This is a genomic window from Mumia spirodelae, assembly GCF_050632745.1.
Classification (GTDB): domain Bacteria; phylum Actinomycetota; class Actinomycetes; order Propionibacteriales; family Nocardioidaceae; genus Mumia.
Genome location: NZ_JBODSD010000005.1, coordinates 289,781 through 306,427, shown reverse-complemented (window position 1 = coordinate 306,427; position 16,647 = coordinate 289,781). Strand labels below are relative to the sequence as shown.

Below are 16,647 nucleotides of genomic sequence, written 5' to 3'. Positions count from 1 at the left end.
GCCTGACTCCCTCGGGCGCGGGATCGAGGCTCTCGACCCGACCCCTTCTCCTGCTCTCGAGAGCGAGTCTCCGATGCATGCCCTGACCGAGTCCCAGATCCGCGCGTCCTTCGTCAACGCCTCCCGTCGCGAGGCGTCGCAGGCACCCCTTCCCCCACGCTTCCCCGACCTCGGCTGGGACGAACTCGACCTCCTCGGATGGGTCGATCCCAAGGCGCCGCGCCGCGCGTACGCCGTCGTCCCGACCGCGGACGGCGCCGTCGGGCTGCTGCTCCGGACGACTCAGCCGACGTCGCAGCGTCCGGCGGTCTGCACGTGGTGCGAGGACGTGGAGGCCACCGAGGACGTCGTCCTGTACGTCGCCAAGCGTGCCGGCGCCTCCGGCCGCAACGGCAACACCGTCGGCGCCCTCGTCCACGCCGACCTCTCCTGCTCGGCGCACGCCCGCCGGCGTCCCACACGGGCCGAGGGGGCGCTCGATCCCGTCGCCTTCGTCGAACGCCGGGTCGCGGGGCTGCGCGAGCGGACCGCACGGTTCGCCGAGCGCGTGATCACCGCGTCCTAGGCCGACGGTGGGTTCCCTCAGGGAACTTACTGCGTTACGGTGAACCATGCAGCGCACGCGGTTCGGTGACATGAGGTGCTCCATCGCGCGCACCTGGGACGTCGTGGGGGAGCCGTGGTCGCCGCTGATCCTCCGCGACGTCTTCGTCGGCATCACGCGGTTCGACCAGATCCAGGACGATCTCGGCATCTCCCGCAAGGTCCTCGCCGAACGGCTCGCGTGGCTCGTCGACCACGAGGTGCTCGAGCGGAGGGCGTACTCGACACGGCCGCTGCGCCACGAGTACGCCCTCACGCCGCGCGGCGCCGAGCTGTGCGACCTGCTGATGCTGATGGCTGCGTGGGGGGACCGCTGGCTCGCGGGCGAGGCGGGACCGCCCGTCCTCTACCGGCACCACGGCTGCGGCGAGATCACCTCCGCGGAGACGCGCTGCGCGCACTGCCGCGAGCCGATGCACGCCACCGACGTGGACGTGCTCCCCGGCCCCGGCGCAGGACCGACCGAGGAGGCACCATGACCGAGTCGCTCCGAGCGACGCTTCTCGTCCCGGACACCGACGCGGACGCGTCGCCGATCCCGTGGGAGGAGGTACGCCGCCGCGTGTCCGAGGCGTCCGGCTACTGGTTCGCGACCACCTCCGCGGCGGGCCGTCCGCACGTCCGACCCGTGCTCGCCGTGTGGGTCGACGGCGCGGCCCACCTCGCCACCGCCCCGGCCGCGGCGAAGACGGCGCACCTCGCGGGCGACCGCCGGTGCTCGCTCACCTGCCGTGCGGACGACGCGGACCTGGTCGTCGAAGGAACCGCCACCCGGGTGACGGGGTCGGACGACGTGGAGCGCGTCGCCGCGGCGTACGCGTCCAAGTACGGATGGGCACCGTCCGTGCGCGACGATCTCCTCGTCGGCACGGACGGTGCTCCCACCGCCGGGTCGCCGCCGTACGAGGTGTACCGGATCGACCTCGACCGGGCGTACGCCTTCGGCACCGACGGCGATCTCGGTCCTCGGTCGACCCGGTGGCAGCGGGGATAGCCGCTAGGAGAGCGTGGCCTTCTCGGCCCCGATCGTGGTGTCGTCGCCGTGGCCGGTGTGGACCACGGTGTCCTCCGGCAGCGCGAAGAGCACCGACCGGATGGACCGGCGGATCAGGTCGGCGTCCGAGAAGGACCGGCCGGTGGCACCGGGGCCGCCCTGGAAGAGCGTGTCGCCGGTGAAGACGCACCCGAGCTCCTCGGCGTACAGGCAGACCGCACCGGGAGCGTGGCCCGGCGTGTGCAGCACGCGCAGCTGCGTGCCACCGACCTCGATCGCGGCGCCGTCCTCGAGGTCGGCGTCCCAGGCGACGTCGGCGTGGGTCAGCTCCCACAGCGGCCGCTCGTCCGGGTGCAGCAGGATCGGGGCTCCGACCCGGTCGCGCAGCGCAGGCGCGACCCGGACGTGGTCGTCGTGGGCGTGGGTGCACACGATCGCGACGACGCGACGGTCGCCGACCACGGCGAGGATGTCGTCGACGGAGTGCGGGGCGTCGATCACGACGCACTCGGTGTCGTCCCCGACGACCCAGATGTTGTTGTCCACGTCGAACGTCTCGCCGTCCAGGCTGAACGTCCCCGAGGAGACGGCGTGGTCCACGCGGGCCATCAGAAGACCACCACCGAGCGCAGCACCTCGCCGCCGTGCATGCGGTCGAACGCGGCCTCGACGTCGCCGATGCCGATCTCCTCGGTGACGAACGCGTCGAGGTCGAGGCGCCCCTGCTGGTAGAGGTCGACGAGCATCGGGAAGTCGCGCGACGGCAGGCAGTCGCCGTACCAGCTGGACTTGAGGGCGCCGCCGCGGCTGAACAGGTCGATGAGCGGGACGTCCGGGAGGGCCATGTCCGGTGTCGGGACGCCGACGAGGACGACGGTGCCGGCCAGGTCGCGGGCGTAGAAGGCCTGCTTCCAGGTCTCCGGCCGGCCGACCGCCTCGATCACGACGTCGGCCCCCTCCGCCCCGTCGTAGACGGCGCCCACGATCTCCCGGATCGCGGCGACCGGGTCGGTGCTCGAGGAGTCGACCGTGTGCGTAGCGCCGAGCCGGGTCGCCGCCTCGAGCTTCTTGGCGTCGATGTCGACGGCGATGATCGGGGACGCTCCGGCCAGCGCGGCGCCGGCGACGGCCGCGACGCCGACACCACCGCACCCGATCACTGCGACGGACTTCCCGCGGGTGGCGCCGCCGGTGTTGATCGCCGCGCCGATGCCGGCCATCACGCCGCAGCCGAGGAGGCCGACGGCGGCGGGGCGGGCCGACGGGTCCACCTTGGTGCACTGCCCGGCGGCGACCAGCGTCTTCTCCGCGAACGCGCCGATGCCCAGCGCCGGGCTCAGCTCCGTCCCGGCGTCGGGCCCCTCGGCGAGCGTCATCCTCTGCGTCGCGTTGAAGGTGTTGAAGCAGTACTGGAGGTCACCGCGCTTGCAGGCGCGGCACTCGCCGCACACGGCCCGCCAGTTGAGGACGACGAAGTCGCCGGGCGCCACGTCGGTCACGTCGGGACCGACGGCCTCGACGACACCCGCTGCCTCGTGCCCGAGCAGGAACGGGAACTCGTCGTTGATCCCGCCCTCGCGGTAGTGGAGATCGGTGTGGCAGACGCCGCAGGCCTGGATCGCGACCACCGCCTCACCCGGTCCGGGGTCCGGCACGTTGATCGTCGTGATCTCGACCGGCGCGCCCTTCGCGCGCGCGACGACTGCCTTCACCTGCTGCATCTGCTCGTCCTCCGTGGCTCGGGATCTGTCCCCTCGAACCTCTCACGAGCCTGATGGCCGCCGTCAGGCGAGGGTCCCCGCCACCGTCTTGGTGAGAAGCACCGCGTCGTCGGGCGTGGTCGAGGCGGCGGTGAGCTGGAACCCCGCGCGCTCGTAGAGGGCGATGTTGCGCCGGCTCTGCTTCCCGGTGAACAGCTCGACGGTCGTGGTCCCTTCTGGCGCGTGCTGCTCCGCGATGCCCAGCAACCACGAGCCGATGCCGTTGCCGGCCTGGTCGGGTGCCACCATCAGCCGGCCGATCTCCCACGTCGACCCGACCGCGCGCGCACGGACGGCGCCGACCAGCCGTCCCTGGCGTCGTACGGTCCACACCGTCCAGGTCTTCACCCACGCCTGGACGTCCGCGAGCGTCTCGTGCAGGGGTGCGAGGGCGAGGGTGTCGTTGGCGTGCGCCTCGTCCACCCAGCAGCAGCGCTGCAGCACGAGCAGCTCGGCGACGTCGTCGCCTTCGCCGAGCCGGGAGAGGCTGAGCCCGTCGACCGGTCCTGCTGTCTCGCCGTCGCTCGGTCGCTCCCGGTGCAGCGGCAGCAGCGCACGCGCCACCGAGGCCAGCTCGGCGACGACCTGGCGTGCGGTGCGGTCCAGCGCCGGGCGTTCGCCGACGCGCCCGTCCTCGATGCTGTCGCCGATGCGCAGGGCCACGGTGGCGCCGATCGGCATCATCCGCAGCGTCGTGGCCACCTGCTTGGTCATCTGGACCGAGCGTGTCCCGGCCGAGGTGTTGCCGTAGCTCACGAAGGCGACGGGCTTCCACGCCCACTCCTCGTACAGGAAGTCCAGCGCGTTCTTCAGCACCGCGGGCATGCCGTAGTTGTACTCCGGCGTGACGACGACGAAGGCGTCCGCCTCGGCCACGCGGCGGCTCCACGCGCGGGTGTGCTCGTGGAGGTAGACACCGGTGGACGGGTGCTCGGGCTCGTCGAGGAACGGGAGCGCCAGGGCGCCGAGGTCGACGACGTCGACGACCATGCGCTCACGCTCGGCCTCGTGGCGGGTGGTCTCGAGGAACCACTCCGCGACGGCGGGGGCGAGGCGGCCGGGGCGCGTGCTGGCCACGATGACGAGGACGCGGAGGGGGCTGTTAGGCGAATTCGATGACATGTCATCAACGTAGCGACAAGATCTATGACGTGTCAACGATCCGATAGGGTGACGTTGTGGACACAGACTGGTTGACCCCGGACGAGGAGCAGGCGTGGCGCGCGTTCCGGCGGATGTTCACCGCGCTGCCGGCGCGGCTCGGGCGCGACCTCGCGACGGACTCGGGCCTCTCGTCGGCCGACTACGAGGTCCTGAGCACGCTCTCGGAGAAGCCGGACCGTCGCTGGGCGCTCAAGGACCTGGCGAGCAAGGCGGAGTGGTCGCGCAGCAGGCTCTCCCACCACGCGAGCCGGATGCAGAGCCGCGGGCTCGTCGACAAGGAGCCGGATCCCCACGACGCGCGCGGCTGCATCCTGCGCCTGACGGACCGAGGGCTCGCGGTGCTCGAGGAGGCTGCGCCGCGGCACGTGGCCTCGGTACGACGACGGTTCCTCGACCACCTGACGCCCGAGGAGCTCGCCGTGCTGGGACGCCTCTCGGCACGGGTCGCCGACCTCCCGGAGTGAGGGACTGCCTCGCGGGTGGTCCTGCACCCTGCACCGCACGCCGGCGCTGACGGAGAGGGCGCGGTGCTGCTCCTGCTCTCCGGTCAGGCGAACGCGCACCCATGGTGGTCGCGCACACGCCCGGCGCTCGAGGCGCTCGGCGTCGCGTCGTGCGCGGTGTACGGCACGTCGATGGGCGGGCGCGGCGGCGAACGCGGCGATCCTCGCCGAACGGATCCCGGACGCCGACGACCCTTGACATGTGACTATTTGGTCACATAACGTCGAAGGCGTGACACACGACGGCGATGCTCAGGACGCGGTGTTCCGTGCTCTGGCCGACGCATCCCGGCGGCGCCTGCTCGACCTGCTCTTCGAGCGGGACGGGCGCACGCTGACCGAGCTCGAGGAGGAGTTCGCGATGACCAGGTTCGGGGTGATGAAGCACCTCAAGGTGCTCGTCGACGCGGGCCTCGTCGTCACCCGCAAGGACGGACGCTCGACCCTGCACTTCCTCAACGCCGTCCCGATCCGGCTCGTCCACGACCGCTGGATCGACAAGTTCACCGAGCCGAGGGTCGCCGCGCTGGCCGACCTGAAGTCGGTGCTGGAGGACCGACGCCCCGAGGAGGGCGCATGAGCACCACCGCACGCACCCAGCAGACCGCTGTCACGACCGAGCAGGTCTACCAGATCGTCATCAAGACCACGCCTGAGACGCTGTGGGAGGCGATCACCTCGCCGAGCTTCACCGCGCAGTACTTCCACGGCGCACGCATCACGGTGACGCCCGACGCCTACGAGTCGCGCTCGCCGGAGGGTGCCGACTGGGGTGACGGCGAGGTTTTCACGTTCGACCCGCCGCGGCGGCTCGTGCACGCGTGGAACTCGCGGTACGACTCGGAGACGGCGAGCGAGCCACCGAGCCGTGTCTCGTGGGAGATCGAGCCCCGCGAGGACGGCCTGTGCCTGCTCACCGTCGTCCACGACCACCTCGAGCACTCGCCGCGCACGGCGCAGAGCGTGACGGGCGAGGGCTGGACCACGGTCCTGTCCGGGCTCAAGACGCTGCTCGAGACGGGCGCGCCGCTGCGGTCGTACGCCTGATCGTCCGTCGCCCGGACAACCGTCCTCCGAGCGGTTGCCGCGAGCGCCTCGGCGCGGGAAGGTTCTCCTCGTGAGCAACGCGATCGTGACAGGTGCAGCAAGTGACATCGGGCAGGCCATCGCGCGGGCGCTCGTGGCCGAGGGCAGCCACGTCGTGCTGGCCGACCGCGACCTCGACACGGTGGAGGCGGTGGCGCGCGACCTTCCGGGCACGGAAGCGGTCGCGCTCGACCTGAGGTCGGCCGACGCCGTGCGCGAGGTGGCCGCCGACCTCGTGGACCGGCTGGGCCCGCCCGACCACGTCGTCAACGGGGCCGCGGTCTGCAACGGCGGGCCGTTCGAGTCCGTGGACGAGGCGATCTGGTCGCAGGACCTCGATGTCGTCCTGGGCGGCACCATCCGCCTGTCGCAGGCCCTGCTCCCCGCCATGCGCGAGGCGGGTCGCGGCTCGGTGGTCAACATCGCCTCGGTGAACGGGCACGCCTACTTCGGCAGCGACGTGTACAGCGCGGCCAAGGCCGGGGTGCTCAACCTGACCCGCACGCTCGCCGTGCAGTACGGACCGTTCGGCATCCGCGTCAACTCCGTGTCGCCCGGGACGGTCATCAACGCGCCGCGTCGGCGTCAGCTGGCGGAGGACCCGCACGCGCTCGACCGCGCCACCGAGTGGTATCCCCTCGGTCGGGTCGGCGTCCCGCAGGACGTCGCCGATGCCGTCGTCTTCCTCCTCTCCGACCGTGCGAGCTGGATCACCGGCACCGACCTGCGGGTCGACGGCGGTCTGCTCGCGGGCACGCGGGGGCTCGCCGAGGCCCTCGACACCAGCCCGGACCGGGGCTGAGGGCCTCGGCCCCGGCCGAGGAGCGCTCTCTCAGGGCCGGCTGGGCGGCTCGAGGCTGTCGCGGCCGCGGTCGAGGTTGGGCATCTCGCCCAGCGCGTCGACCTGCTCGGTGAGTGCCTCGAGGACCGAGCGCAGCTGGATCTGCGCCACCTTGGCGAAGGTCCGCACGTACTCGATCTCGGGGACCGGGTGGTCGTAACGGCCGACCTCGTCGGTCCGCGCGGGAGGACCGACCTTGCGGGCCGCCTCGGTCGCCGCCTCGTGCGCGTCACGGACGATGTCGCGCTGCTGGGCACGCGCCGACATCATCAGGTCGCGGGCGTGGGTCACGGCCTCGTCGATGAGGCTGTCGGCCACCTTCTGCGCCTCGGCGAACATGATCACCGCCTGGGCGCTGATCGGCTCGCTGCCCTTCTCCTCCTCCTTGGCGCGCAGCTCGGCACGCAACCGGGCGTTGTCCTCCTCGAGGCGCTGGACGGCGGTGGCGAGCTGGCTCAGGTAGTCGCCGACCTCCTCCTCGTCCAGCCCGCGGCGCCGGACCGTGAAGGTCGCCTGACGGATCTCCGACGAGATCCTGCTGAGGTCAGTGGGGGTCGTCATGGCTCGTTCACCCGTCCTTTGCCGTGTCGCTGCGCGGTCGGTAGCCGCCTTCGCCGAAGTCCTCGTAGCGGATGTCGTCGTGAGGGATCCCGGCGGCGACGAGCTGGGGGACGGTCGCGTCGATCATGGCGCGCGAGCCGCACACCATCGCGCGGTAGCCCCTCCAGCCACCACGCGCCGCCGCGACCTGCCCGACCGTCCCGCGCTGGCCGGGGTAGGTGGAGTCGTCGGAGACGGCGGCGTCGTACGTGAACCAGGAGCGCTGCGCCATGCGTCGCATCGCCTCGTCGTCGTAGAGGTTCCACGGCATCCGGGCACCGTGGAAGAGGTGGACCCGGGGACCGCGGCCCGTGTCCCGCCAGTAGCGGTCGACCTCCTCGATGACCGCCTTCATCGGGGCCAGCCCCGTCCCGCCGGCGACCATGAGCAGGTCGCGCGTCGGGTCCTCCAGCGTGAGCGCGGTGCCGATCGGCGCACTCAGCCGGACCGTGTTGCCGGGCTGGAGCTCCTTGACGATCGCGCTGCTCACCTGGCCGCCGTCGACGATCTGGACGTGGAGCTCGATCGTGCCGTCGTCGCGCGAGACGTTGGCCGGGCTGTAGTAGCGCCACAGCCGGGGGCGCTGCGGGACCTCGACGGCGACCGACTGACCCGGGCGGTACGGGAGGAGCTGCTCGGGCCGCATCTGGATGACGGCGACGTCGAGCGTGCGCCGCTCGACGGAGACGACCTCCGCGTCCCACCACGACGGCGTCGTCTTGGCCGACTCCTCGGCGCCCTGGACCATCGTCTTGGCGATGACGCCGTACGCGGCCGCCCAGTCACCGGCGAGCTCGTCGGTCCACTGGTCGCCGAGGAAGTGCTTCAGCGTCGCGAGGAGCGAGCCGCCGACGGCGTTGTACTGGTCCGGCGACACGCGGAACCGCCGGTGGTCGCTGCCGAGCTGACCCAGGACCGGTGCCACCTTGTCGAACTGGTCGACGTTGCTGACGACCGTCCCGAGCGCGGTCACGAGCTTGTCGCGCTGCGCCGACATCGAGACCGGGAACATCGACCGGACCTCGGGATGGGACAGGAAGAGGTGCGAGTAGAAGAAGAGCGGGACGTCGTCGCCGTTCTTGGCGACGTACGCCCAGCTCTCCTTGAGTGCTGCTGGATCCACGCCGTCAGCTCTCCCGGCTGACGATGTCGGGCTCCACCGCGACGAGGGTCCCGCCCAGCGACGCGATGATGTCGTCGGGGACCCCTGCCTCGGTCAGCGCCGCGACCAGGTGCTGGGTCACGAGCGCGTAGTCGCCGGAGCTGATGTCGAGCCCGGCGTGCGCGTCGCGCAGCTCCCGGCCGGAGTACTCGACCGGTCCGCCGAGGAGGTGCGAGATCAGCTGCACCTGGTGGCGCTTGAGGTTCGCCATCTCGGTGCTGTCGAAGTAGGGCGCGAGCTGAGGGTCGGCGAGGACGAGCTGGTAGAAGCGGTCGACGACCACGCTGACCGCCTTCCCTCCACCGACGCGCGCGTAGGGCGTCTGCTCGTCCTGAGCTGTGTCGACCTCGGTCATGCGAAGCTCCCTTCTGCGCGGCCGACTCCCGTTGCGACGCGCGCGGTGTCGGCCGCCTGTATAGCAGTCATTTCATCGCCCGGTAAAGCGCCAATCCGTCCCCGACGAGGTCGACGGCGGCACGGCAGCGCGCTGACCTGCGGTGTTGCCGTCAGGAGCGAATATGAACAGTCGCCCAGGAATGGCGTGAGGCGGCTCCGTCTCACGTGCCGGGCGCTGCGTCGAGCGCCTCGACCTTGCGTCGCAGCACGTGCTGCTCCGAGACGCTCGCGCACCGTTCGAGCGCGCGAGCGTACTCCGCGCGCGCCTCTGCGCGGCGCCCCAGGCGCGCGAGGAGCTCGGCTCGCACCGCCGGGAGCAGGTGGGAGCCGGCGAGCTCGCCACGCTCGGCGATCGCGTCGACCAGCGTCAGGCCGGCGGCCGGGCCGGAGGCCATCGCGACCGCGACCGCCGCGTTGAGCTCCACCACCGGCGACGGCGCGACCTGGCGGAGCGCTGCGTACAGCACGACGACGCGCTCCCAGCCGGTCTCGGCCACCGAGGGGGCGACCGCATGGCACTCGGCGATCGCGGCCTGCAGGCCGTACGGCCCGAGTCCCCGGCCCGCCGCGCCCGCCAGGGCGAGCGCGGCCCGTCCGCGCCGGATCGCGGCGCGGTCCCACCGGCGCCGGTCCTGGTCCTCCAGGAGGACCGGCCGCCCGGCCTCGTCGATCCTCGCCGGGAACCGGGCGGCGGTCAGCTCGAGCAGCGCGAGCAGACCGTACGCCTCCGGCTCGGGCTCCAGCCGGACCAGCACGCGGGCGAGGCGCACCGCCTCCTCGGCGAGGTCGGTGCGGATCCACGTCTCGCCGGACGCCGACGAGCCCTCGGTGAACACCAGGTAGACGACGCTCAGCACCGACCCGAGTCGCAGGGCGCGCTCCTCGGGCTCGGGGACCGCGAACGGCACCCGCGCGGCGGCGAGCGCCTTCTTGGCGCGGGTGATGCGTGCCTGGACGGTCGCGACCGGCACCAGGAACGCCCGCGCGATCTCGTCGGTGGTCAGGCCCGCGACCACCCGGAGGGTGAGGGCGACGCGGGCCTCCTTCGGCAGGACCGGGTGGCAGGCGGTGAAGATCAGGGCCAGGACGTCGTCGTCGATCGCGTCGGGGTCGAAGAGCTGGTCGACGCCCGGGACGTCGCCGAGGTCGCGGGCGAGCGCGGCGTACCGCTCGTCCCTGCCCGCCCGGCGCCGGAACGCGTCGATCGCGCGTCGCCGCCCGACCGTGAGGAGCCAGCTCGCCGGTGCGTCGGGGACGCCGCGGGTCGACCAGGAGACGAGCGCTTCCGCGAGCGCCTCCTGGGCGACGTCCTCGGCCAGCGGAAGGTCGCCGGTGTAGCGGGCGAGCGCGCCGACGATGCGTGCGGACTCCATCCGCCACACCGCCTCGACGGCGCGCCTCGCCTCCTGCCCGTCGATCACGAGCGTGCGTCCTCGTCCTGCGTCACAGCTGCCCGGTGCGCTCGCGCCAGGCGCGCTCCTTCTGGACCCACTCGTTGTCCTGCGGGAACTCGTCGATCGTCGGCACGCGGCGGATCTCGACCTTCGTCCCGTGCGCGTACGGCAGGCGCTTGGCCCACTCGACCGCTTCCTGCTTCGACGCGACGTCCAGGAGGTAGTAGCCGCCGAACAGCTCCTTGGTCTCGCCGTACGGTCCGTCGGTCACGACCGGCGTCTCGTGGGAGAAGTCCACGACCACGGTGTCGGCCGGGTCGTCGAACCCTTCCGCGGCCAGCAGCACGCCGGTCCGCATCAGCTCGTCGTTGAACCGGCCCATCGTCTCGAGGATCTCGTCGAGCTCGAGGCCGGCGAGCCGCTCCATCCCCTCGTCGGTCGTCCGCATGATCAGCATGTACTTGGCCATCGTCGCTCCTCGTCCTCGCCGGGTCGCCCTTCGACCCGGGTCGCCCAGAGGTCGAACGAGGAGGGTGTGGATCGACAACCGGGCAGGACCAGGTTCTCGCCTTTCTCCGACGCCGTCTATCGGACGTCGTCGGAGCCGGCGGCGAGGGCGGCCAGGGCGGTGGTCGCCACGAGCCCGGGCGCCTGGTCCGCGGTGAGCGTGCCCTGGTGCACGGACGTGGCGGCCGCGTGCAGGAGGCTCTGGAGCGTGGTGATCTGCCAGTCGAGCGGCAGGTCGCGCCGGAACGCGCCCTCGCGGCGCCCGCGCTCGAGGAGCTCCTTCGCGCGTCGGATCTGCTGCGTGTGCGCCTCGTGGACCCGCTCCGGCGAGAGGGTCTGCTCGGCTGCCTGCACCAGACCCCCGAAGCGGTAGGTGACCCGCAGGGAGGCCCCGAGCAGCCGCTCCATGGCCTCGCTCGGGTCGCCGCTGACGTCGACCGCCTCGAGCTCGTCCTCGGCCTCTCGCAGGGCACGGTCGACCACCTCGGCGACGAGAGCGGACCGCGACTCGAAGTGGCCGTAGAGCGTCATCCGGCCCACCCCCGCCTCGCGGGCGATCTCGTTGAGGCTGACGTCGGGGTTGCGGGCGAGGCAGCGCGTCGCCGCCTCGAGGATCGCCTCGATGCTGCGGCGCGCATCCGCGCGGCGGGGCTGGTCGGGGCGGCGTACGTCCTGGGTCACGAAATAAATCGTACCGCCTGGTACGAGTTGGTGTTACGGTGATCTCGTACATGACAGTACGAGTTAGGGGTGGGCGCCGATGTCGCTCGAGAACCATGGGGCCGTGATGGCTCCCCGCCGCGAGGGCGCTTGGTGGCGCCGCCCGTTCTGGACCTTCACGCGCCACTACGTCGAGATGATCGTCGCGATGCTCGTCGGGATGGCGCTCTTCTACCCGCTGTGGGTGCGCGCGACCGAGGGGGCGGCTGCCTCGAGCTGGGTCCACCGCACCGACGTCGAGTCGCTCGTGATGGCGACGGCGATGACCCTCCCGATGGTCGCCTGGATGCGCATCCATGGCTGCCGCCCGCGGCTGCTCGTGGAGATGAGCGTGGCGATGTACGCGGGCTTCGTGGTCCTCTTCCCGCTGCTGTGGGCCGGAGTGCTCGGCGAGATGGGCCTGATGATGGCCGGCCACGTCCTCATGCCGCTGTTCATGCTCGGCGCGATGCTGCTGCGGCGCGAGGAGTACGCGAGGGGCCACACGGCGCACCATCGCCCCTGATCCGGCGCCAGGCGCGAGCTCGGCAGGTGATAGACATGTGCCTGCTGCTTAGACCGCCAGGCAGCTCCCCAGGCAGAAGTCTGTTGAGGAGTGCCCAGCGCCGTGGAAGAACAACGCCTCGACCAGCACGAGCTGGTCTCGATCGTCGAGGAGCTGCACTCCGCCGACTCCCTCCAGGAGACGGCGGACCAGGTCGTGTCGTACCTGCGCGACGCGCTCGAGATGGACGCGGCCGGGGTCACCCTGCTCCGTTCGGCGGGCCGGCTGGAGACGGTGGCGGCGACCAGCGACGTCATCACCCGGATCGACGCGATCCAGGACGACCTGCGAGAAGGTCCGTGGCTCAGCCCGGAGTGGGACCAGACGCTGCGGGTCGGCGACCTCGCGAGGGAGCTGCGGTGGCCGCGGTGGACCTCCACGGTGTCGGCGCTCGGCTTCGCGGGCCTGCTCGCGGTCGACCTGCCCGTCCAGGGACGCCGGATCGGTGTCGTCTCCCTCTACTCGCGCGCTCCCCGGTCCTTCGACGAGGACGACGCCGCCCTGGCCCACCTCTTCGCACGGCACGCCGCGGTCGCCCTCGCGCGGGCCGACCGCGAGGCGCACCTCCAGCTGGCACTCGACTCGCGCAAGCTCATCGGCCAGGCGCAGGGCATCCTCATGGAGCGGTTCGGCCTCGACGAGGCGCGGGCCTTCGAGGTGCTCAAGCGCTACTCCCAGCACCACAACCTGCGCCTCCGCACGCTGGCGGAGCTGCTCGTGCAGACGCGGACGCTGCCCCCGATCGGATGAGCAGGCACGGCGCCGCGTTGACGTGGTCCCTAGACTCCTGCCATGGGACGCACCGACGCAGCCTCGCGGGTGGTCGCGGCCGCGCCCGGGGTCGTGTACGACGCACTGGTCGACCCGCAGGCCCTCACGGTCTGGCTCCCGCCGGAGGGGATGACCGGACGCTTCGAGCGGTACGACGCCCGGCCGGGCGGGTCGTACCGGCTCGTGCTCACCTACACCGACGCCTCGGGTGCTCCGGGCAAGGCGACGGCGGACTCCGACGTGGTCGAGGCGCGCTTCGTCGAGGTCGTGCCGGGCGACCGCGTCGTCCAGGCCGTCGACTTCGTGTCGGACGACCCGGCGTTCGCAGGCACGATGACGATGACCTGGTCGGTGACACCCGACGACGCCGGGACCCGCGTGGACCTCCGGGCCGACGACGTACCACCGGGCATCTCTGCGGAGGACCACGCGGAGGGGCTCACGTCCTCGCTGGCGAACCTCGCCGCGTACGTCGAACGCTAGGCACGCGGCGGCAAAACCTGGCCGCTCGCGACCCCTTCGCTGCGTAGCCTCGGAGACGTCCCCTGCCGACCTGCGGGGGTGCACCATGAGCCCGACCCACCCGACCTGGACCGCTTCGACGCAGCAACGCGCTCCCTCGCTCGACGTGCGCGCCTTGCGCCACCCCACCGAGGCGTCGCGCTTCGCCCTCGCCCTCGTCTCCACGGCGGCCGGCACCGCGCTGGTCCTCTACCTCCTTCTGGCGCTGCTCACGTCGTCGCAGGTGCTGTGGCAGGTCGCCGTGCTGCTCGGCGTGGTGGCGCTGACCTGGATCGCCGTCCAGCTCTGGAGGGTGCGGATGCTCGCCGACGCGGTGAAGGTCGACGACGAGACCCTCCCGGAGCTCAGCCGGATCGTGGCTGACGTGCGGCACCGTCTCGCGTTCGACCGCCGCGTGGACGTCTTCGTCGTCGACAAGCTCGGGCGCGTCCTGCCGGGGGAGACGCGCACGACCACGGTCACGACCTTCTTCGGGATCCGCGTGATCGTGCTCGAGGGCAGCCTGATCGGGGACCTGACCCGGGAGGAGGACCGCCGTCGGTGCACGTTCCTGGTCGCGACGCTGATCGGTGCCCTGAAGGCCCGCCATGCGCAGTGGGGTGCTGTCCTCGAGGTGCTCCACACGCTCAAGCTCACCCTCGTGGTGGCGCCGTTGGTGACGCCCTGGCTGCGCGCGACCGTGTACACCGGCGACCGGCTCGCCTACGCCTGCTGCGACGACCTGGACGTGAGCCTGCGCGCGGCGTACCGGTCGCTCGTCGGCGGCGACGTGGCGTCGGAGCTGCGGGCGACCGGGCTCGTGCAGCAGGCTCTCGCCGTCCGGCGCAGTCGGATCCTCCGTGTGGCCCAGCTGCTGAGGGGCACTCCGCACGTCCCCAACCGCTACCTCGAGCTCCTCGCGTTCGCGGGAAGCCGGCAGCCCGCCGACTACGCGCGCTTCCGGCAGGGTCTGGAGGCGCACACCGCCGACCTGGACCGGCTCGTCGCCCGCCACCAGCGGAGGGGCAGCCAGGAAGCGCTCGTCCCGCTCGCGTTCGTCGCCGCCGGTGGTCTCGTCCTGGCCGCGGTCGTGGCCGCCGCGACGACCGGCGATGGGGGCAGCGTGGGCCCCTCGGCGCCGCCGCCGTCGTCCACGGTCGTGGCACCTTCCGTCGACGTGCCCACCACGACGCCCCCGGCGGTTGTCGAGGTGTCCGACGCGCTGCTCGCGCAGGTGCCGGAAGCCGTCCAGGGCTCGTGCTCGGCCACGGACCCGACGCAGGCTGCCGCGCTGGCGGTCGTCTCGCTCACCTGCCCCACCCAGGAGGGTGTGCAGCTCGGCTACGTCGGGTTCGACAGCGCGTTCGCGGTGCAGCAGGCGTTCGAGACCAGCACGGCGCAGCTCACCACCGTCGGTGACTGCCTCCAGGGGATCGAAGGGACGTCGAGCTGGTCCACGTCGGCCGGGCTGTACGCCGGTCAGCTCGCGTGCGTCGACGGCTCGGGCGGGGCCGTGGTCGTCTGGACCGACGAGGAGAACCTCGTGGTGGGCAGTGCGGCCGCTCCGGGCTGGAGCGTCGCCGAGCTGACCGGGTGGTGGCAGGACGTGGTGGCGAGGTAGTCCGCCTCACGCCGGGAGCGACGTCGGGAGGCCGAACGCCGCGAAGTCCGCCTCGAGGAACGCGACGACCTCGGTCACCTTCCCGTCCGCGGTGCTCAGGACGTCCAGTCCGCCCGGCCGGTAGTCGCCACGCTCGTCGTCGAGCAGGTACGTCGCGAAGGCGAGCTGCCCGTTCGCGGTCGTGCGGACGAACCGCCACGACTCCTGCAGCGGACCGGACCGCAGGAACCCGGTGACCTCGGCCAGCCCGGCGTACCACCGGGGGAGCGGCGGCATCGAGTAGCGGACGTCGTCGCTGAGCAGCGCGACGATCCCCTCCACGTCCCCCGACTCCCATGCGCTGACGTAGCGGTCGGCGAGGGCGTCGAGCGCGTCGCCCGGACCGGTGGGCGAGGGCGCGAGACCGTCCGCGACCGCGGCACGGGCGCGCTGGAGGAGGCTGTTCACCGACGCGACCGACAGACCGAGGATCTCGGCGACCTCGGCCGCCCGGAACGCCAGCACCTCGCGCAGCAGCAGGACCGCACGCTGCGTCGCGGGCAGGTGCTGCAGCGCGGCGACGAACGCCAGCCGGACCGTGTCGCGCTGCACGACACGCTCCTCCGGTGTCCCCTCCCACCAGCTGCCCGGCAGCGGCTCGAGCCAGGGGACGTCGGTCGCGCCGTCCTCGAGTGCGACGGGGACCTCGCGACGGCCGCGGCGCTCGACGAGGGTCAGGCACCGGTTGGTCGCGATCCGGTAGAGCCAGGCGCGCAGGTGCCGGCCGTCGAAGCGCCCGAGTCCCTGCCACGCGCGCACCAGCGTCTCCTGCTCCGCGTCCGCGGCGTCCGCGGTCGACCCGAGCATGCGGTAGCAGTGCAGCCGGAGCTCGCGACGGTACGGCGTGACGAGACGTGCGAAGGCGTCCTCGTCGCCCGTCCGGGCGCTCGCGAGGTCGTCGTCGTCCGCGCGATGAGTTCCGTCGGTCCGCGGGGTTCCTTCCACGTCAGCACACTCTCAGACCGGAGGCTCCCATGGACCACGTATCCGACGTCCGCTCGCTCGTCACACGCTGGATCGACGCCGTCGACCGCGGCACAGACCTCGACGCGGTGCTCGCCGACCACACCGACGACATCGTGATGTACGACGTCCCTCCGCCGTACCAGGGCAACCGCGGAATGCAGGAGTACCGGGACTCGTGGCCCGACTTCCTCGCGTGGCAGCGGGCCGACGGCCAGTTCGTCCTCGAGTCCTTGGACGTGGTCGCCGGCGACGACGTCGCGTTCGCCCACGGGCTGGTCGTCTGCCGCTCCCGGGACGGGGACGACGACCACCCTGACCAGCGGCTCCGGCTGACGATCGGCCTGCGCCGCGACGACGGTCGGTGGCGCATCGCGCACGAGCACCACTCCTTCTCGGACGACCGACCCCGTGTCGTCCGTCTCGCCGGTCCCCCCGGGCAGGGATAGGTTGCTGCCAACCGAGTCCGTACAGGGGG

General features: G+C 72.1%; 22 protein-coding genes. 12 read left to right on the top strand and 10 right to left on the bottom strand.

Annotated elements, in window-relative coordinates:
- Positions 1-73 precede the first annotated feature (73 nt).
- The 3 genes from ACQSSQ_RS21595 to ACQSSQ_RS21585 all read left to right on the top strand — a co-directional run bounded on the left by ACQSSQ_RS21595 (position 74) and on the right by ACQSSQ_RS21585 (position 1,597).
- Positions 74-565: an FBP domain-containing protein gene (locus ACQSSQ_RS21595; RefSeq protein WP_431329205.1), complete on the top strand. Its 492-nt coding sequence runs from the start codon at positions 74-76 to the stop codon at positions 563-565.
- Positions 566-635: 70 nt separating this feature from the next.
- Positions 636-1,082 carry a winged helix-turn-helix transcriptional regulator gene (locus ACQSSQ_RS21590; RefSeq protein ID WP_431329204.1) on the top strand — a complete coding sequence of 149 codons (447 nt, stop codon included), beginning with the start codon at positions 636-638 and terminating at the stop codon, positions 1,080-1,082.
- Positions 1,079-1,597, top strand: coding sequence for a pyridoxamine 5'-phosphate oxidase family protein (locus tag ACQSSQ_RS21585; RefSeq protein WP_431329203.1), 519 nt, complete (start codon positions 1,079-1,081; stop codon positions 1,595-1,597). The genes ACQSSQ_RS21590 and ACQSSQ_RS21585 overlap by 4 nt, the downstream gene beginning before the upstream one ends.
- Positions 1,598-1,600: 3 nt before the next feature.
- Here the strand turns inward: ACQSSQ_RS21585 and ACQSSQ_RS21580 are convergent, their stop codons facing one another.
- From ACQSSQ_RS21580 to ACQSSQ_RS21570, 3 genes are all read right to left on the bottom strand, one after another.
- A complete protein-coding gene (locus tag ACQSSQ_RS21580) occupies positions 1,601-2,206 on the bottom strand; it encodes an MBL fold metallo-hydrolase (protein WP_431329202.1) in 606 nt (201 codons plus the stop codon).
- Entirely contained in the window at positions 2,206-3,318 is a 1,113-nt protein-coding gene (locus tag ACQSSQ_RS21575; protein WP_431329201.1) for an S-(hydroxymethyl)mycothiol dehydrogenase, read from the bottom strand. The genes ACQSSQ_RS21580 and ACQSSQ_RS21575 overlap by 1 nt, the downstream gene beginning before the upstream one ends.
- 63 nt (positions 3,319-3,381) lie before the next feature.
- Positions 3,382-4,479, bottom strand: a complete 1,098-nt coding sequence (locus ACQSSQ_RS21570) for a GNAT family N-acetyltransferase (RefSeq protein WP_431329200.1) — start codon at positions 4,477-4,479, stop codon at positions 3,382-3,384.
- A 56-nt stretch (positions 4,480-4,535) separates the two neighbouring features.
- Between ACQSSQ_RS21570 and ACQSSQ_RS21565 the strand changes: the two genes are divergently transcribed.
- From ACQSSQ_RS21565 to ACQSSQ_RS21550, 4 genes are all read left to right on the top strand, one after another.
- A complete protein-coding gene (locus ACQSSQ_RS21565; protein WP_431329199.1) occupies positions 4,536-4,985 on the top strand; it encodes a MarR family winged helix-turn-helix transcriptional regulator in 450 nt (149 codons plus the stop codon).
- A 271-nt stretch (positions 4,986-5,256) separates the two neighbouring features.
- A complete protein-coding gene (locus ACQSSQ_RS21560) occupies positions 5,257-5,604 on the top strand; it encodes an ArsR/SmtB family transcription factor (protein ID WP_431329198.1) in 348 nt (115 codons plus the stop codon).
- The gene (locus ACQSSQ_RS21555) at positions 5,601-6,071 is read left to right on the top strand and encodes an SRPBCC domain-containing protein (protein ID WP_431329197.1); all 471 of its coding nucleotides are present in this window, start codon (positions 5,601-5,603) and stop codon (positions 6,069-6,071) included. Before ACQSSQ_RS21560 ends, ACQSSQ_RS21555 begins: the two co-directional genes overlap by 4 nt.
- A gap of 70 nt (positions 6,072-6,141) precedes the next feature.
- Positions 6,142-6,912 carry an SDR family NAD(P)-dependent oxidoreductase gene (locus ACQSSQ_RS21550; protein ID WP_431329196.1) on the top strand — a complete coding sequence of 257 codons (771 nt, stop codon included), beginning with the start codon at positions 6,142-6,144 and terminating at the stop codon, positions 6,910-6,912.
- Positions 6,913-6,942: 30 nt separating this feature from the next.
- On the opposite strand, the gene ACQSSQ_RS21545 is transcribed toward ACQSSQ_RS21550, so the two are convergent.
- The 6 genes from ACQSSQ_RS21545 to ACQSSQ_RS21520 form a co-directional block, all read right to left on the bottom strand.
- Complete coding sequence (locus ACQSSQ_RS21545; protein ID WP_431329195.1) at positions 6,943-7,512, bottom strand: DivIVA domain-containing protein; 570 nt, start codon at positions 7,510-7,512, stop codon at positions 6,943-6,945.
- A gap of 7 nt (positions 7,513-7,519) precedes the next feature.
- A complete protein-coding gene (locus ACQSSQ_RS21540) occupies positions 7,520-8,674 on the bottom strand; it encodes a globin domain-containing protein (RefSeq protein ID WP_431329194.1) in 1,155 nt (384 codons plus the stop codon).
- A gap of 4 nt (positions 8,675-8,678) precedes the next feature.
- Positions 8,679-9,068 (bottom strand): group I truncated hemoglobin, encoded by a 390-nt coding sequence (locus tag ACQSSQ_RS21535; protein WP_431329193.1) that lies wholly within the window; start codon positions 9,066-9,068, stop codon positions 8,679-8,681.
- Between the two features lie 202 nt (positions 9,069-9,270).
- Positions 9,271-10,530, bottom strand: a complete 1,260-nt coding sequence (locus ACQSSQ_RS21530) for an RNA polymerase sigma factor (protein ID WP_431329192.1) — start codon at positions 10,528-10,530, stop codon at positions 9,271-9,273.
- Positions 10,531-10,552: 22 nt separating this feature from the next.
- Positions 10,553-10,972 carry a YciI family protein gene (locus ACQSSQ_RS21525; protein ID WP_431329191.1) on the bottom strand — a complete coding sequence of 140 codons (420 nt, stop codon included), beginning with the start codon at positions 10,970-10,972 and terminating at the stop codon, positions 10,553-10,555.
- A gap of 116 nt (positions 10,973-11,088) precedes the next feature.
- Entirely contained in the window at positions 11,089-11,691 is a 603-nt protein-coding gene (locus ACQSSQ_RS21520; RefSeq protein WP_431329190.1) for a TetR/AcrR family transcriptional regulator, read from the bottom strand.
- Positions 11,692-11,794: 103 nt separating this feature from the next.
- Here ACQSSQ_RS21520 and ACQSSQ_RS21515 point away from each other — a divergent pair, with 103 nt between their 5' ends.
- The 4 genes from ACQSSQ_RS21515 to ACQSSQ_RS21500 all read left to right on the top strand — a co-directional run bounded on the left by ACQSSQ_RS21515 (position 11,795) and on the right by ACQSSQ_RS21500 (position 15,167).
- Positions 11,795-12,235: a hypothetical protein gene (locus ACQSSQ_RS21515; RefSeq protein WP_431329189.1), complete on the top strand. Its 441-nt coding sequence runs from the start codon at positions 11,795-11,797 to the stop codon at positions 12,233-12,235.
- 102 nt (positions 12,236-12,337) lie between these two features.
- On the top strand, positions 12,338-13,024 hold the full coding sequence (locus ACQSSQ_RS21510; protein WP_431329188.1) for an ANTAR domain-containing protein: 687 nt from the start codon (positions 12,338-12,340) through the stop codon (positions 13,022-13,024).
- Between the two features lie 42 nt (positions 13,025-13,066).
- Positions 13,067-13,528, top strand: coding sequence for an SRPBCC family protein (locus ACQSSQ_RS21505; protein ID WP_431329187.1), 462 nt, complete (start codon positions 13,067-13,069; stop codon positions 13,526-13,528).
- Between the two features lie 85 nt (positions 13,529-13,613).
- Complete coding sequence (locus ACQSSQ_RS21500; RefSeq protein ID WP_431329186.1) at positions 13,614-15,167, top strand: M48 family metalloprotease; 1,554 nt, start codon at positions 13,614-13,616, stop codon at positions 15,165-15,167.
- 6 nt (positions 15,168-15,173) lie between these two features.
- Here ACQSSQ_RS21500 and ACQSSQ_RS21495 read toward each other — a convergent pair whose 3' ends face one another.
- Positions 15,174-16,151, bottom strand: coding sequence for a sigma-70 family RNA polymerase sigma factor (locus ACQSSQ_RS21495; protein ID WP_431329185.1), 978 nt, complete (start codon positions 16,149-16,151; stop codon positions 15,174-15,176).
- Between the two features lie 29 nt (positions 16,152-16,180).
- Between ACQSSQ_RS21495 and ACQSSQ_RS21490 the strand changes: the two genes are divergently transcribed.
- Entirely contained in the window at positions 16,181-16,618 is a 438-nt protein-coding gene (locus ACQSSQ_RS21490) for a YybH family protein (protein WP_431329184.1), read from the top strand.
- Positions 16,619-16,647: the final 29 nt, after the last annotated feature.

Coding starts and splice junctions, on each gene's coding strand:
- ACQSSQ_RS21575 (WP_431329201.1), bottom strand. CDS start 3,318: ATGCAGCAGGTGAAGGCAGTCGTCGCGCGCGCGAAGGGCGCGCCGGTC.
- ACQSSQ_RS21535 (WP_431329193.1), bottom strand. CDS start 9,068: ATGACCGAGGTCGACACAGCTCAGGACGAGCAGACGCCCTACGCGCGC.
- ACQSSQ_RS21595 (WP_431329205.1), top strand. CDS start 74: ATGCATGCCCTGACCGAGTCCCAGATCCGCGCGTCCTTCGTCAACGCC.
- ACQSSQ_RS21525 (WP_431329191.1), bottom strand. CDS start 10,972: ATGGCCAAGTACATGCTGATCATGCGGACGACCGACGAGGGGATGGAG.
- ACQSSQ_RS21570 (WP_431329200.1), bottom strand. CDS start 4,479: ATGTCATCGAATTCGCCTAACAGCCCCCTCCGCGTCCTCGTCATCGTG.
- ACQSSQ_RS21500 (WP_431329186.1), top strand. CDS start 13,614: ATGAGCCCGACCCACCCGACCTGGACCGCTTCGACGCAGCAACGCGCT.
- ACQSSQ_RS21490 (WP_431329184.1), top strand. CDS start 16,181: ATGGACCACGTATCCGACGTCCGCTCGCTCGTCACACGCTGGATCGAC.
- ACQSSQ_RS21580 (WP_431329202.1), bottom strand. CDS start 2,206: ATGGCCCGCGTGGACCACGCCGTCTCCTCGGGGACGTTCAGCCTGGAC.
- ACQSSQ_RS21585 (WP_431329203.1), top strand. CDS start 1,079: ATGACCGAGTCGCTCCGAGCGACGCTTCTCGTCCCGGACACCGACGCG.
- ACQSSQ_RS21505 (WP_431329187.1), top strand. CDS start 13,067: ATGGGACGCACCGACGCAGCCTCGCGGGTGGTCGCGGCCGCGCCCGGG.
- ACQSSQ_RS21555 (WP_431329197.1), top strand. CDS start 5,601: ATGAGCACCACCGCACGCACCCAGCAGACCGCTGTCACGACCGAGCAG.
- ACQSSQ_RS21545 (WP_431329195.1), bottom strand. CDS start 7,512: ATGACGACCCCCACTGACCTCAGCAGGATCTCGTCGGAGATCCGTCAG.
- ACQSSQ_RS21590 (WP_431329204.1), top strand. CDS start 636: ATGAGGTGCTCCATCGCGCGCACCTGGGACGTCGTGGGGGAGCCGTGG.